Origin of the sequence: Streptomyces flavochromogenes, assembly GCF_000717595.1 — a bacterium.
GTDB lineage: Bacteria > Actinomycetota > Actinomycetes > Streptomycetales > Streptomycetaceae > Streptomyces > Streptomyces flavochromogenes.
In genome coordinates, this window is record NZ_JNZO01000036.1 from 1 (window position 1) to 13,808 (window position 13,808).

Annotated in this window: 12 protein-coding genes; 4 read left to right on the forward strand and 8 right to left on the reverse strand. The window is 71.5% G+C overall.

Annotation, left to right across the window (positions count from 1 at the left end):
• Positions 1–636, forward strand: a 636-nt coding sequence (locus tag IF00_RS0134445) for a class E sortase (protein ID WP_030324988.1), incomplete at its 5' end; no start/stop codon positions are given.
• A 32-nt stretch (positions 637–668) separates the two neighbouring features.
• On the opposite strand, the gene IF00_RS0134450 is transcribed toward IF00_RS0134445, so the two are convergent.
• A complete protein-coding gene (locus tag IF00_RS0134450; protein WP_030324990.1) occupies positions 669–2,006 on the reverse strand; it encodes an esterase-like activity of phytase family protein in 1,338 nt (445 codons plus the stop codon).
• A 159-nt stretch (positions 2,007–2,165) separates the two neighbouring features.
• On the opposite strand from IF00_RS0134450, the gene IF00_RS0134455 reads away from it, so the two are divergent.
• Positions 2,166–3,317 carry a winged helix DNA-binding domain-containing protein gene (locus IF00_RS0134455; protein WP_030324992.1) on the forward strand — a complete coding sequence of 384 codons (1,152 nt, stop codon included), beginning with the start codon at positions 2,166–2,168 and terminating at the stop codon, positions 3,315–3,317.
• A gap of 48 nt (positions 3,318–3,365) precedes the next feature.
• Here IF00_RS0134455 and IF00_RS0134460 read toward each other — a convergent pair whose 3' ends face one another.
• Genes IF00_RS0134460 through kdpF form a run of 4 tightly spaced genes read right to left on the reverse strand, consistent with a single transcriptional unit; the run spans position 3,366 to position 7,907 of the window.
• Positions 3,366–4,040, reverse strand: a complete 675-nt coding sequence (locus IF00_RS0134460; protein ID WP_030324994.1) for a potassium-transporting ATPase subunit C — start codon at positions 4,038–4,040, stop codon at positions 3,366–3,368.
• A 2-nt stretch (positions 4,041–4,042) separates the two neighbouring features.
• On the reverse strand, positions 4,043–6,148 hold the full coding sequence (gene kdpB / locus IF00_RS0134465; RefSeq protein WP_030324996.1) for a potassium-transporting ATPase subunit KdpB: 2,106 nt from the start codon (positions 6,146–6,148) through the stop codon (positions 4,043–4,045).
• Positions 6,145–7,809, reverse strand: a complete 1,665-nt coding sequence (gene kdpA, locus IF00_RS0134470) for a potassium-transporting ATPase subunit KdpA (protein WP_030324998.1) — start codon at positions 7,807–7,809, stop codon at positions 6,145–6,147. Before kdpA ends, kdpB begins: the two co-directional genes overlap by 4 nt.
• A gap of 8 nt (positions 7,810–7,817) precedes the next feature.
• On the reverse strand, positions 7,818–7,907 hold the full coding sequence (gene kdpF / locus IF00_RS43260; protein ID WP_033204243.1) for a K(+)-transporting ATPase subunit F: 90 nt from the start codon (positions 7,905–7,907) through the stop codon (positions 7,818–7,820).
• Positions 7,908–8,363: 456 nt separating this feature from the next.
• Between kdpF and pucL the strand changes: the two genes are divergently transcribed.
• Positions 8,364–9,281 carry a factor-independent urate hydroxylase gene (gene pucL / locus IF00_RS0134485; protein ID WP_030325000.1) on the forward strand — a complete coding sequence of 306 codons (918 nt, stop codon included), beginning with the start codon at positions 8,364–8,366 and terminating at the stop codon, positions 9,279–9,281.
• A gap of 9 nt (positions 9,282–9,290) precedes the next feature.
• On the opposite strand, the gene crcB (IF00_RS0134490) is transcribed toward pucL, so the two are convergent.
• Both crcB (IF00_RS0134490) and crcB (IF00_RS0134495) read right to left on the reverse strand, forming a co-directional pair.
• Complete coding sequence (gene crcB, locus IF00_RS0134490) at positions 9,291–9,644, reverse strand: fluoride efflux transporter CrcB (RefSeq protein WP_030325002.1); 354 nt, start codon at positions 9,642–9,644, stop codon at positions 9,291–9,293.
• Complete coding sequence (gene crcB / locus IF00_RS0134495) at positions 9,641–10,084, reverse strand: fluoride efflux transporter CrcB (RefSeq protein ID WP_030325004.1); 444 nt, start codon at positions 10,082–10,084, stop codon at positions 9,641–9,643. The genes crcB (IF00_RS0134490) and crcB (IF00_RS0134495) overlap by 4 nt, the downstream gene beginning before the upstream one ends.
• Positions 10,085–10,468: 384 nt before the next feature.
• Here crcB (IF00_RS0134495) and IF00_RS0134500 point away from each other — a divergent pair, with 384 nt between their 5' ends.
• Positions 10,469–11,740, forward strand: coding sequence for an IS701 family transposase (locus IF00_RS0134500; protein WP_037639756.1), 1,272 nt, complete (start codon positions 10,469–10,471; stop codon positions 11,738–11,740).
• A 35-nt stretch (positions 11,741–11,775) separates the two neighbouring features.
• Here IF00_RS0134500 and IF00_RS0134505 read toward each other — a convergent pair whose 3' ends face one another.
• Positions 11,776–13,806, reverse strand: coding sequence for a helix-turn-helix domain-containing protein (locus IF00_RS0134505; protein WP_030325008.1), 2,031 nt, complete (start codon positions 13,804–13,806; stop codon positions 11,776–11,778).
• Between the last annotated feature and the right edge of the window lie 2 nt (positions 13,807–13,808).

Below are 13,808 nucleotides of genomic sequence, written 5' to 3' on the forward strand. Positions count from 1 at the left end.
CCGCCACCCTTCTCAACGAGCACGGCAAGTCGGCCCGCGGCGCCCGGGTCCTGCTGCTCGGCATCACGTACAAGCCCGACCTGCCGGACCGCTCCGTCCACCTCGGCGGCCCCCTCGCCCCGCGGGCCCGTCGCCGCCGAGCTGTCCATACCCTCGATCGGTGTCGAGGACCTGGACGTCCTGCCGTACGAGGGGACGACCGACGACCGCGCGGGCACCCGCATCCAGGACCGTGGCGTCGCCGCGAGTCCCCACGGCGCGCGCGGTGGTGTGGGGCCGGGCGAGGTCGGCAACTACCTGGTGACCGCCCACCGGCTCTCCGCCGGCGGGCCCCTGCGTGAGCTGCCCTCGGTCGAGGTGGGAGACGTGGTGCACGTCACCGCTGACGGCACCGTCTACACCTACGAGATCGTCGAGACCCGGAGCACGTCCTTCCGCTCGGCCCGCTCGCTCGCCGAGCAGCGCGCCGCCGTGCCGGGCGAGCCGGGCGAGAAGCCCACCCGGGCCATGATCACGCTCTCCACCTGCGCGACCCCCGAGGACAACGCCGCGGGCAACTTCTGGCGGGACGCCCAGCACAACCCCGAGCACCGCATCGACAAGATCGGCGTCCTGACGTCCACGCGGCCCGCGTAGGAGCCTCGGGGGCCGGGCCGTCACCGGCGGCGTCAGCGCAGCCGGTGCGGCAGGCGGACGCGCACCAGCGTGGTGTCCACGTCGCTGTCGACCAGGCGCCCGTTCGCGTCGAAGGCCGCCGGGCCGTCCGTCATGCCGAAGTCGTTGTCGTTGAGGAGGACCAGGGTCGAGGAGCCCTCCACCGCGATGCCCTCGATCTTGCCGGGGACGCCCTCGACCGTGTTCAGGTCGACCACCAGGCGCTTGGCCAGGACCGGGGCGCCGGCGGCCGCGTCGTCGTCGAGCTGCTCCAGGGCCGGGTTCGCCGTCGTGTCCCACGGGGAGCCGAGGATGTCGGAACCGCGGCGCAGCCGTACCTCGTAGACGCGGGAGGACGTGTCCGTGCGCTCCTGGACCAGCACGCGGTCGCCGCCCAGCGCCACGATCGAGGAGATCTTCAGCTCCGACGTCTTCGTCTGGCCCGGCTCGACGACTCCCACCGGGTCGAAGCGGTACGCGTACTCCGCCGTGACCCGGTTCGTGCGGGTCGAGAAGCGCAGCAGGCGGGTGTTGCGGGAGCCCTCGCCGGCGGTCTTGTCCGGGTTGAGCAGCGGGCTCTGCAGCGCCATCACCAGGTCGCCGTCGGGGAGCAGCGCCAGGCCCTCGAAGCCGCGGTTGATCTTGCGCTTGAGGAAGATCGACGGGAGCGACTCGATCACCGGGTAGTCGGCGCCGGTCAGGCCGAGGCCCTGGGGGACGTGGCGGGCCAGGACCCGTCCCTTGGCGGAGACGTGCACCAGCGAGGGGCCGTACTCGTCCGCCAGCCAGAAGCTGCCGTCCCGGTCCCGTACGAGCCCCTCGGTGTCGAGGCCGTTCACGTTGTACGCGAGCGGGGTCGTGGCGTTGTGGTCGTACGGGGCCTCGTCGCGGCCCGGCTGGTTGGGCAGGCCCGTGACGGGCGCGCCGGAGGCGGTGGTGAGCGGGATGGACTTCAGCACCTGGATCCGGCCGCCGACCGCGCGGACCTTCACGATCGCCGGGTCGAAGCCGGGCACCGGGAACGTGCGCCGCTTCTCCTTGCCGACCGCTATCTGGCCGTTGGGGCCCCGGTCGGTGACCGTCCAGTACTCGCCTCTCCGCTCGGCCGGGTACAGGTCGCTGCCGATGCCGCCCAGGTCGATGTCCCGGTCGTCGTCGACGCTGCCGGGCAGCAGGCCGTTGCTGAAGGCGGCCAGCGGGATGTCCGGCAGGGTCGAGGTGGAGACGACCCGGGCGGCGGAGCCGTGCCGTGCCGGCTCCGCCTCGGCCGTGCCCATGACCACCGTCAGCGCGAGTGCGGTGGACAGCGGAAGGACCACGACGGCGGGCCGGCGCATGAGGCGCGGATTCATCTGAACTCCCTTTGAACACATGGAATGTCGCCCGTGGAGGCGGGCTCATGGTGCAGTTCCGGCCACAACGGCGGACGTCGGGTGTGCGACGTCGGGGCGAGTCCTGGGTGAACGCGCGACTCCGGCCCGCGGGCGACAGGACCGGGGGACAATCGCGCCATGGTGATCACCGCGCGCGCCCTCAACCGCTCCACTCTCGCCCGGCAGCTTCTCCTCGACCGGGTCCCGATCGGTGTCGGGGAAGCCGTGCGCCGGGTGGTGGCGCTGCAGGCGCAGCAACCGGGCTCGCCCTACGTGGCGTTGTGGAACCGCGTCGCCGACTTCGATCCCGCGCTGCTCGACAAGGCCGTGGAGGGTTTCGAGTTGGTGAGGTCGACCCTGATGCGGCTCACGCTGCATCTGGTGCACGCCGAGGACTACCGGGCGTTCCGGGAGGCCATGGAGCCGACCCTGCGCGGTTCACGGCTCCACGACCCCCGGTTCAAGGCGGCGGGGTTCACGGCCGACGACGCCGACGCGCTGCTGCCCGCTCTCCTCGACTACGCCGGGGAGGCCAGGAGCGGGGCCCGGATGCGGGAGCGCCTCGAAGCGGCGCGGGGCGGCCCGGTGGAGGCCGTGGTGTGGCGGATGATGCGGCAGTACGCGCCGCTGTGGCACGCGCCGACGGGGCCGCCGTGGTCGTTCGGGGCGGCGCAGTCGTTCGTGACGGCGCACGCGCCACTGCCCGTGCTCGGCGATCCGGAGGCGGCGACGGCGGGGCTCGCCGTCCTGATCCGGCGCTATCTGGAGGGGTTCGGGCCGGCGTCCGTCCCCGACATGGCGCAGTTCACGATGGCGCCGCGGGGGAAGGTGCGCGAGGCGGTACGGCTCCTTGAGGACGAGCTGGAGCGGTGGGAGGGGCCCGGTGGGATCCTTCTGTACGACGTGCCCGGGGCGCCGCGGCCCGACGAGGACGTCCCGGCGCCGCCCCGTCTCCTCGCGATGTGGGACAGCGTCCTGCTGGCCTACGCGGACCGCAGCCGCGTCATCCCGGCCGAGTGCCGCAAGCACGTGATCCGCGTGAACGGCGACACGCTGCCGACGCTGCTCGTCGACGGGTACGTGGCCGGGGTCTGGCGCCCCGTCGAGGGAGGGATCGAGGCCTCGGCCTTCCACCCGCTGCCCGCCCGGGCCTGGGCGGAACTCGCGGGGGAGGCCGAGGCGCTCGACGGCTTCCTCGCCGCCCGTGACCGTCGTGTCTACAGCCGCTACGACCACTGGTGGGTCAAGGGGCTTCCCGCGGTGGAGACCCGGCTGCTTCCGGGGCGCTGACCGCCGTCGAGAGCCGGCGGCAGATGTCGCCGGCCCGGCGTCCGGGGCTCAGCCCTTGGCCGTCACCAGCTGCTTGAGGGCGATGTTGAGCTGCAGGACGTTGACGCGGGGCTCGCCGATGAAGCCGAGGATGCGGCCTTCGGTGTGGTCGGCGACCAGCTTGTCGACCGCCTTGACGTCCAGCTCGTTCACCTCGGCGATCCGGTGGACCTGGAGCTTCGCGTACTCCGGGGAGATGTGCGGGTCCAGGCCGGAGCCGGAGGAGGTGACCGCGTCGGCGGGGACGTCCGAGGGCTTCACCTTGTAGTCGGCCGTCGAGTTGTCCTCCACGACGGCGGCCTTGGCGTCCTTGACCCACTGGATCAGGTCCGCGTTGTCGCCCGAGCGGTTCGTGGCACCGGAGAGGATGATCGAGTACTGGGTGTTGACGCTGTTGGAGCCGAGGCCGTTCGACGGACGCGGCTGGAACCACTTCAGGTCCGGCGCCGCCGTCTCCTCGCCCTCCTTCAGCGGCAGGTCGTAGGTCTGGCCGATCAGTTCGGAGCCGACGACCCTGCCGCTCGCGTCGGTGACCTCGGAGCCGTTCGCCCTGCCGGGGAAGGCCACTTGGGCGATCCCGGTGACGGCCAGCGGGTAGAGGACACCGCACACGACGGTGAGGACGAGGAGGGCCCGGAGGCCCGCCCAGAGCAGACGGCCCGTGGTTCCTACGGAGTTGTTCATGATCAGCCGATTCCGGGGATGAGGGAGAGGAGCACGTCGATGATCTTGATGCCGACGAACGGGGCGATCAGGCCGCCCAGGCCGTAGATCCCGAGGTTCCGACGGAGCATCGAGTCCGCGCTGGACGGCCGGTAGCGCACACCCCTGAGGGCGAGCGGGACCAGCGCGACGATGATCAGCGCGTTGAAGACGACGGCGGAGAGGATCGCGGACTCGGGCGAGGTCAGGCCCATGATGTTGAGCTTGTCCAGCGACGGGTAGGCGACCGCGAACATCGCGGGGATGATCGCGAAGTACTTCGCCACGTCGTTGGCGATCGAGAAGGTCGTCAACGCGCCCCGGGTGATCAGGAGTTGCTTGCCGATCTCGACGATCTCGATGAGCTTGGTGGGGTTGGAGTCGAGGTCGACCATGTTGCCGGCCTCCTTCGCCGCCGACGTGCCGGTGTTCATCGCGACACCGACGTCGGCCTGTGCGAGCGCGGGGGCGTCGTTCGTGCCGTCTCCGGTCATCGCGACCAGCTTCCCGCCCGCCTGTTCGCGCTTGATCAGCGCCATCTTGTCCTCGGGCGTCGCCTCGGCGAGGAAGTCGTCGACCCCGGCCTCCTCGGCGATCGCCTTCGCGGTCAGCGGGTTGTCGCCCGTGATCATGACCGTACGGATGCCCATGCGGCGCAGTTCGTCGAACCGCTCCCGCATGCCCTCCTTCACGACGTCCTTCAGGTGGAGGACGCCGAGAACGCGCGCGCCCTCGCCGTCCTCCAGAGCCACAAGCAGCGGCGTGCCACCAGCCTGGGAAATCCGGTCCGTGAGCGCCTGCGCGTCCTCGGAGACACTGCCGCCCCGCTCCTTCACCCACGCCACGACCGAACCGGTCGCACCCTTGCGCACCTTGCGCCCGTCCACGTCCACACCCGACATGCGGGTCTGGGCGGTGAACTCGATCCATTCGGCGCCGGACAACTCGCCCTGGTGACGCTCGCGGAGGCCGTACCGCTCCTTCGCCAGGACCACGATCGAGCGGCCCTCGGGCGTCTCGTCGGCGAGAGAGGAGAGCTGGGCGGCGTCGGCCAGTTCGGCCTCCGTCGTCCCGGCCACCGGGGCGAACTCCGAGGCCTGGCGGTTGCCGAGGGTGATCGTTCCCGTCTTGTCGAGGAGCAGGGTGGAGACGTCACCCGCCGCTTCGACCGCGCGGCCCGACATCGCGAGGACGTTGCGCTGGACCAGCCGGTCCATGCCCGCGATGCCGATCGCGGAGAGCAGCGCGCCGATCGTCGTCGGGATCAGGCACACCAGCAGGGCCGTGAGGACGATGAGCGAGGTCTGCTTGTCGGCACCCGCGTAGATCGCGAACGGCTTCAGGGTGACCACGGCGAGCAGGAAGACGACGGTCAGCGAGGCGAGCAGGATGTTGAGCGCGATCTCGTTCGGCGTCTTCTGCCGTGCCGCGCCCTCGACGAGGCCGATCATCCGGTCGATGAAGGTCTCGCCGGGCTTCGTCGTGATCTTCACGACGATCCGGTCCGACAGCACCTTCGTGCCGCCCGTCACCGCGCACCGGTCGCCGCCGGACTCGCGGATCACCGGGGCCGACTCGCCCGTGATCGCCGACTCGTCGACGCTGGCGACGCCCTCGACGACGTCACCGTCGCCGGGGATGACGTCGCCCGCCTCGCAGACCACGAGGTCGCCGATGCGCAGCTCCGTTCCCGGGACCCGCTCCTCGTTCGTGCCGATGATCCTGCGGGCGACCGTGTCGGTCTTGGCCTTGCGCAGGGTGTCGGCCTGCGCCTTGCCACGGCCCTCGGCCACCGCTTCCGCCAGGTTGGCGAAGATCGTCGTCAGCCACAGCCAGGCCGTGATCGCCCAGCCGAACCAGTCCCCCGGGTTCTTGACCGCGAGCACGGTCGTGACGATCGAGCCGATCAACACCACGAACATGACGGGGGACTTGACCATGACCCGCGGGTCGAGCTTCCTGACCGCGTCCGGGAAGGACGTGACCAGCTGCTTCGCGTCGAACAGTCCGCCGCCGACGCGTCCGGCCTCGGCCGGCCGGGCGCCGGGCGCCCCGGACTGCGGGGGCCGGGTGGGAGTGATGGTGCTCATGCTGCGAGCCCTTCGGCGAGCGGTCCCAGCGCGAGGGCCGGGAAGTAGGTGAGACCGGTGATGATGAGGATCGTGCCGACCAGCAGGCCCGTGAACAGCGGCTTCTCGGTCCGCAGGGTGCCCGCCGTCTCGGGGACGGGCGTCTGCTCGGCCAGCGAACCGGCCAGCGCGAGGACGAACACCATCGGCAGGAACCGGCCGAGCAGCATGGCGATGCCGATGGTCGAGTTGAACCACTGGGTGTCCGCGTTCAGACCGGCGAAGGCCGAACCGTTGTTGTTGGCACCCGAGGTGTAGGCGTAGAGGATCTCGGAGAAGCCGTGCGCGCCGGAGTTGGTCATCGAGTTCGAGGGCGTGTTCAGCGCCATCGCGACCGCCGTGAAGCCGAGCACCAGGGCCGGGGTGATCAGGATGTAGCAGGCGGCGAACTTGATCTCGCGGGTGCCGATCTTCTTGCCCAGGTACTCCGGGGTGCGGCCGACCATCAGGCCGGCGATGAACACCGCGATGATCGCCATGATCAGCATGCCGTAGAGGCCGGAGCCGACGCCGCCGGGCGCGATCTCGCCGAGCTGCATGCCCAGCATCGTGATGCCGCCGCCGAAGCCGGTGTACGAGGAGTGGAAGGAGTTCACCGCTCCCGTGGAGGTCAGGGTGGTGGCGACCGCGAAGATCGACGAGCCGCCGATGCCGAACCGGGTCTCCTTGCCCTCCATGGCACCGCCTGCGAGGTCGAAGGCGGGGCCGTGGTGGGCGAACTCGGTCCACATCATCAGCGCGGTGAAGCCGAGCCAGATCGCGGCCATCGTGCCGAGGATCGCGTACCCCTGCCTGAGCGATCCGACCATGCGGCCGAACGTCCGCGTCAGGGCGAACGGGATGACGAGGATCAGGTAGATCTCGAAGAGGTTGGAGAGACCGTCGGGGTTCTCGAAGGGGTGGGAGGAGTTGGCGTTGAAGTAGCCGCCGCCGTTCGTGCCCAGCTCCTTGATGACCTCCTGCGAGGCCACCGCCCCGCCGTTCCACTGCTGCGAGCCGCCGGTGAACTGGCCGACCTCGTGGATGCCGGCGAAGTTCTGGATCGCGCCACAGGCGACCAGGACCAGTGCGCCGATCACCGAGATCGGGAGCAGGATGCGGACCGTGCCGCGGACCAGGTCGGACCAGAAGTTGCCGAGCTCGCCGGTACGGGACCGGGCGAAGCCGCGCACCAGGGCGACCGCGACCGCGATGCCGACCGCCGCCGACAGGAAGTTCTGCACCGCGAGGCCGCCGGTCTGCACGACGTGGCCCATGGCCTGCTCGCCGTAGTACGACTGCCAGTTGGTGTTCGCCACGAACGACGCGGCCGTGTTGAACGCCTGGTCCGGATCGATCGACACGAAGCCGAGCGAGCCGGGCAGCGACCCCTGCACCCGCTGGAGCAGATAAAGGAAGAGGACACTCACCGCGGAGAAGGCCAGGACACCGCGCAGGTACGCGGGCCAGCGCATCTCCACCGAAGGGTTGGCACCGATGCCCTTGTAGATCCACTTCTCCACCCGCAGATGCCTCTCGGAGGAGTAGACCCTGGCCATGTGGTCACCCAGCGGGCGGTACGACAGGCCGAGCGCGACCAGAAGGGCGAGGAGCTGGAGGGCGCCGGCAAGAACGGGACTCATGATCGGCCTCAGAACCTCTCGGGCTTGACGAGGGCGAGGACGAGGTAGCCCAGGAGGGCGGCGGCCACCAGCAGACCGACGATGTTCTCGGCACTCACAGCTTGGCCACCCCCTTGGCGATGAAGGCCACCAGCGCGAAGACCGCGATCGTGGTGACGACGAAGGCCACGTCGGCCATCGTGAGCTCCCGGATGCAGGAAGAAGGAAGAACGGATTCTCGGACGAGTCGAGGAAACCTCTCCCCGGCCGCTTCGCCGCCTCCGTTGACGTGCCCCTAACGCCCCCCATGCCCGTCTTGACGCCTCCCGTACGTCCGGGTGACCTGGCCCACGGATTTCGGGCTCCCCCGGGTTCGGCGCTCCCCCATTGCCAGTGGCCGGAAGGGGACATATCTTCGAGCGAAACCTACGGACCGGGATGCTCGTCAGTCCCGGGGCGGCCCGCCGTTCACGGGTCGGACGGCGGGGAGCGGAACCCTCGGGGACGACGGGGGACGCTGGACGCCGGGCGTACGGGATATCCGTATCCACGTACCCGCAGGAGCTGAGCAGCACATGAGCAAGCACGTCCTGGCGCAGAACCAGTACGGCAAGGCCGAGAACCGCATCGTCGCCGTGACCCGCAAGGGCGACAACGGCGCATGGCACGAGATCCGCGACCTGAACGTGTCGGTGGCGCTGCGCGGTGAGTACCGCGACGTCCATCTGACCGGCGACAACGGCAACTGCCTGCCGACCGACACCACCAAGAACACGGTCTACGCCTTCGCCAAGGAGCACGGCGTGGCCTCCCCCGAGGCCTTCGGCATCCTCCTGGCCAAGCACTTCGTGACCTCGCAGGCGGTGATCCACGAGGCGCAGGTCCGGGTCGAGGAGTACGCCTGGGAGCGGATCTCCGTCCCCACCCGCAAGGAGCAGCACTCCTTCGCCCGCAAGGGTCAGGAGGTCCGCACCGCACAGATCACCTACTCGGCGAACACCGGGCTCCAGGTCCTCTCGGGCCTCAAGGACCTCACGGTCATGAACTCGACGAACTCCGAGTTCCACGGCTTCATCAAGGACAGGTACACGACGCTCCAGGAGGCGTACGACCGGATCCTCGCCACCAAGGTCACCGCCCGCTGGGCGAACTCGGCCCCGGCGGCCGCGGACGAGGAGCACGACTGGGACCGCTCGTACCAGAAGGTGCGCCGTCACATGCTGGAGGCGTTCGCGGAGACGTACAGCTACTCGCTCCAGCAGACGCTGCACGCGATGGCCGACCGGGTCCTCGACAACGTCTCCACGGTCAACGAGGTCCGGCTCAACCTGCCGAACAAGCACCACTTCCTGGTGGACCTGGAGCCCTTCGGCCTCAAGAACGACAACGAGGTCTACTTCGCGGCGGACCGGATGTACGGCCTCATCGAGGGCACCATCCACCGTGACGGCGTGCGGCCGGTGATCGCGACCAGCGACTGGATCACCGCCTGACGCACCGGATCACCACAGCCTGGCCGTCTCCACTCCCAGCCACACGGCTCCGAGCCCGGCGGCCAGGCTCGCGCCGATGTTGAGCGCCGCGTACCCCCTCGCCCCGTCCTCGTACAGCTTCAGCGTCTCGTACGAGAAGGTCGAGTACGTCGTGAGCGCCCCGCACAGGCCCGTGCCGAGCAGCAGATGGACCTGCGCCGACGTCACCCCGGTGAGCAGCCCGAGGACGAACGAGCCGACGACGTTCACGAGGAACGTGCCCCAGGGGAAACCGGGGCCGAAGCGGGCACGCGCCGCGCGGTCCGTGAGGTAGCGCAGGGGCGCGCCGACGGCGGCGCCCGCGACGACCAGCAGCCAGTTCACGCGCTCCCCACCCGGCCCCGCCCGGCCCTCGCGCGCAGGGCCCTGGTGCCGGCGACCCCGGCCAGGACGGCGGCGAGCGCGGTGACCAGGGTGGCGCCCTGGTAGAGCAGACCGCGCGTCGGGTCCCCGGCGCTCAGCAGTCGCTCGGTTTCGAGGCTGTACGTCGAGAAGGTGGTGAACCCGCCGCAGAATCCGGTGCCGAGAAAGGGCCGGAGGAGCGGGTGCGGGGGTGCCGTCGACCACTCGGTCGGCCGCTCCGTCACCAGGACCATCAGCGAGCCGAGGAGCGCGCACCCGATCACGTTCACCGTGAACGTCGTCCACGGGAAGGCGCCTTCCGGCGTCGGCCAGAGCAGCCCCGCGCCGTAGCGGGCGGATGCGCCGAGGGCGCCGCCGGCGGCCACCACACCCACGACCGGCAGTTCCGCGCGCAGTCCCATGGCCACAAGCCTACGAGGGACGGATCAAGGCGAGGCGCACAGGCACGGCCCCCGGCCTGGGGCATTAACCGGGGTCCGGCCCGTGCAGCCTCGCTCTGCGATGGTCCGGCCACGCCGTGCGACGGGTCAAAGCCGGGCCGGCGAGTCTGTCAGATCCCCCTCGGGGTATTCCGGAGGGCGCGGCGAGGGGCGGACCGGCCTGCGGCGGTGGGCCGCGAGGGGCCCTTGGACACGCCTCCGACCTGCGACGACACGTCGGGAGGTGGTCCGGTCACCATCCGACGGCCGATTCGGGTGCCGGGTACACCTCGCCGCCGGAGGGCATGTCGGGCGACGGTGGTGGGGCAGCGGGAGGGAGCTGCGCAACCTTCGGGCAGGAGTGTCGTGAGTACATCCGTCGCAACCAAGCGCAGGGCCGTGACCGGGTCCGTTCCGCCGGCCGTTCCCCTGGACGTCGTCAGGTCCGTCGGCGCGCCCGGCTCGCGCGAGGACGTCTACGCCGAGCTGTGTGCCGCGCTGTTCTCCGGCTTCCCGCGCCGGGACCAGCGTCTGAAGGCCGAGCAGTATCTGCACGGCCTGCTCACCGCGCAGGGCCGCAAGTCCATCCGTAACATCGCCGCTCAGATAGGCGGTCCCGCCGCCGAGCAGAGCCTCCACCACTTCGTGTCCAGCTCCACCTGGGACTGGCAGCCGATGCGGGCGGCGCTCGCCCGGTACCTGGAGCGGAACAGCTGCCCGCAGGCCTGGGTGGTGCGCCCGATGCCGATACCGAAGGCCGGGGAGCACTCGGTGGGTGTGGACCGGCGTTTCGACCCGGAGCGCGGGCAGGTCTTCCACGGCCAGCAGGCGTTCGGCGTGTGGTTCGCGAGCGACGAGCTGAGCGTTCCCGTCAACTGGCGTCTGTTCCTGCCGGACCCCTGGGTGAACGACCGCACGCGGCGCGACCGCGCGGAGGTTCCCCAGGAGGCCGGTGAGGAGACCCTGGAGGAGTGCGCCGTCGCGGCGGCGCTCGACACGGCCCGCTGGTCGGACGTGACCCGCAAGCCGGTGCTGCTCGACATCCGGGGCGGCGCGGGGCGGGCGGCGCTGACCCGGCTCGCCGGTGCCGGGGTGCCGGTCGTGGCCCGGATCGGTCCGGGTTCCCGGCTGGCGATCGCCGACCGTTCGCTGCCCGGTTTCGGGGCCGGCCCGCTGTCGGCGCTCCAGATCCTGGAGTCGCTCAAGGGCCTGCGCAGGCCGGTGAGCTGGGTGGACACGGTGGCCGGCGCGCGGACCTCCCGCACCTCGCTGGCCACGGCGGTACGGGTGGCGCTGCCCACGCCGGGCGGCGAGCGGATGCGTCCGCTGGTGCTGCTCGGCGAGTGGGACGACCCTCGGCGTCCCCCGGCCCGGGTGTGGATCAGCGATCTGACCGGTTCGCCGGTCGGCTCCCTGCTGCGGCTGACGAAGCTGGCCCGCCGGGTGGAGCGGGACTTCGTGGAGGTCGGCGAGGGGGCGGGTCTGCGGGACTTCGTGGGCCGCTCGTTCCGCGGCTGGCACCGGCACATCACGCTGGCCTCGGCGGCCCACGCGGCGACGGTCATGGCCGCCACCGACTGGGAGGCGTCCTACGGCTCCGGCTATGGATCAGGACGGACCGCGCGTACGGCGAGCTGAGCCGCGCGGACGGTCACACGGCCCCCGAGCGGGGATCAGACGCTCCGCTCCGGCGGACCCGGCGCCGGTCGGCCCGGGTCCGCCGCGGCGCGGCCCCTGGCCAGGACCTCGCGGGTGCGCTGGAGGCGCAGCGCCAGCTGGACCTCGAGGACCTGGCCGGGCTTCTGCCACTCGGGGCCGAGGAGTTCACCGATCCGTTCCAGGCGGCGCGAGACCGTGTTGGGGTGGACGTGGAGCGCCTCGGCCGCGTTGGTCGGGCTGCCGCCGGAGGCGAAGTACGCCTCCAGGGTGTGGGTGAGGTCGGTGAACCGCTCGGCGTCGTAGTCGAGTACGGGTCCGATCGCCGCCTCGACGAAGCCGTCGACGTCGTTGTCGTCGGAGAGCAGCAGCCCGAGGAAGCCCAGGTCCTGCACGGACGCCGCCGAGCCGGTGCCGCCGAGGGCGCTCATGGCGTCCAGGCAGCGCCCGGCCTCCTGGTGCATCCGGGCCACGCCGTCCGGGCTCTGACCGGGTCCGGCGGCGGCGACGGAGACGGGGTGGCCGAGCAGCGGGGACAGTTCGTCGGCGACGGCCCTGGCGGCGGCCGAAGCGTCGATGCCGGGGAGCAGCAGCACGATGCAGCCGCCCTGCACGGTCTTCAGACCGCTGAGGCGGTACGCGTACGACGACGCCCACACCACGGCCCTGCCCTGTTCACCGCCCTCCGGCCGGGCGAGCACGAGCACGTGCGGTCTGCGCAGGTCGACGCCGAGGCGGCGGGCGCGCTGGGCGATCTGCTGGGGTGCGTGCGGCGGGTCGGCGATGAGGTCGTCGAGGAGTTCGTCGCGGACGGGTCCCTCGGCGACGGCGGTGGAGCGCCGCATGAGGAGGAGGAAGGCGACGGACTGGGCGGCGAGTTCGAGGAGGCGCTCGTCCTCGCCGGTGAGGCCGCCCGCGGCGCGGATGACGAGGCCGCCGAGGTCTTCGGAGCCGGCGATGACGGGGGCGACCCAGGTGTCGTCGTCGGCGAGGACGGGGCGGCGGCGGGCGTGCGCGTCGAGCGAGGCCTTGGCGACGGCCTCCTCGACGAGGCCGGGTATGTCTCCGGCGGTGGCGAGGCAGCGGCCGCCCTGGTCGCGGATCATCACCGTCGCGTCGAGGGCGTCTGCGGCCGCCTTGGCCACGCTGCCCAGGTCCCCGCCGGCGAGCACGAGGTTCATGATCCGGCCGTGGGCCTCGCTGACGTGCCGCATCCGGGTGAGGCTGGTGCGGACCCGGGAGCTGTCCCGTTCGAGTTCGGAGACCTCGGCCCGGGTCCGGTCGAGGAGTCCGGCCTTCTCGACGGCGAGTGCGGCGAGGTCGGCGAGCGCGGTGAGGAGCCCGATCTCCTCGCCGGTGTGGTGGCGGACCCGCCGGTCGGCGCCGTGCAGGACGCCGATGACGGTGTCGCCGCTGCGCAGGGGCGCGGCCATGATCGCGTGGAGGTTCTCGGCGCGCAGGGCCGCTTCGGCGGCCTCGTCGAAGGCGGGTGCGTGGACGCCCGCGTCGAGGGAGCCGGAGGGGGCGAAGCGTTCGTCGGCGAGGTAGTCGGCGGTCCACACGGCCTCGCCGTGCGACTGGACGGCGCCGCCGAGGCCGTACCCCTCGGCGATCCTCAGGCCGGGGGCGATTCGCGGGCCGCCGGCCTGTCCGGTGCGGGAGCCCTCGGTGGTGTGGACGTAGCAGGCTCCGTGCGGGCCGCGCAGGGTCACGTACGCCAGGTCGAGGCCGAGGAGCCTGCGGGCTCGGCGGGTGATCACGCGCAACAGGCTGTCGAGGTCGTACGACAGGGTGAGGTCGCGGGCGGTGTCGGTGAGCGTGGCGAGGCCGGCCTCACGGCGCGCGTCCTGCTCGCGTCCGGCGTTCACCTCGCCGGCGAGCGCGACGGCCCGTTCGAGGCGGTCGAGTTCCGCTCCTCCGGGGCCGGTGAGCCGGGCCTCGTCGAGGAGGGCGTCGAAGTGCGCGGGCGGGGCCTGCCGTGCCAGCAGTTCGAGGACCGTGAGCAGCGCGTCGGCACCACCGGCTCCGTCCGCGCCGTGCAAGGTCATGG

What these genes read in the sequence shown, in the direction of transcription:
- crcB (WP_030325004.1), bottom strand. Translation starts at nt 10,084, where the DNA reads ATGGGACTGCGCGCGGAACTGCCGGTCGTGGGTGTGGTGGCCGCCGGC.
- kdpB (WP_030324996.1), bottom strand. Translation starts at nt 6,148, where the DNA reads ATGAGCACCATCACTCCCACCCGGCCCCCGCAGTCCGGGGCGCCCGGC.
- IF00_RS0134455 (WP_030324992.1), top strand. Translation starts at nt 2,166, where the DNA reads ATGGTGATCACCGCGCGCGCCCTCAACCGCTCCACTCTCGCCCGGCAG.
- IF00_RS0134505 (WP_030325008.1), bottom strand. Translation starts at nt 13,806, where the DNA reads ATGACCTTGCACGGCGCGGACGGAGCCGGTGGTGCCGACGCGCTGCTC.
- IF00_RS0134450 (WP_030324990.1), bottom strand. Translation starts at nt 2,006, where the DNA reads ATGAATCCGCGCCTCATGCGCCGGCCCGCCGTCGTGGTCCTTCCGCTG.
- kdpA (WP_030324998.1), bottom strand. Translation starts at nt 7,809, where the DNA reads ATGAGTCCCGTTCTTGCCGGCGCCCTCCAGCTCCTCGCCCTTCTGGTC.
- pucL (WP_030325000.1), top strand. Translation starts at nt 8,364, where the DNA reads ATGAGCAAGCACGTCCTGGCGCAGAACCAGTACGGCAAGGCCGAGAAC.
- IF00_RS0134460 (WP_030324994.1), bottom strand. Translation starts at nt 4,040, where the DNA reads ATGAACAACTCCGTAGGAACCACGGGCCGTCTGCTCTGGGCGGGCCTC.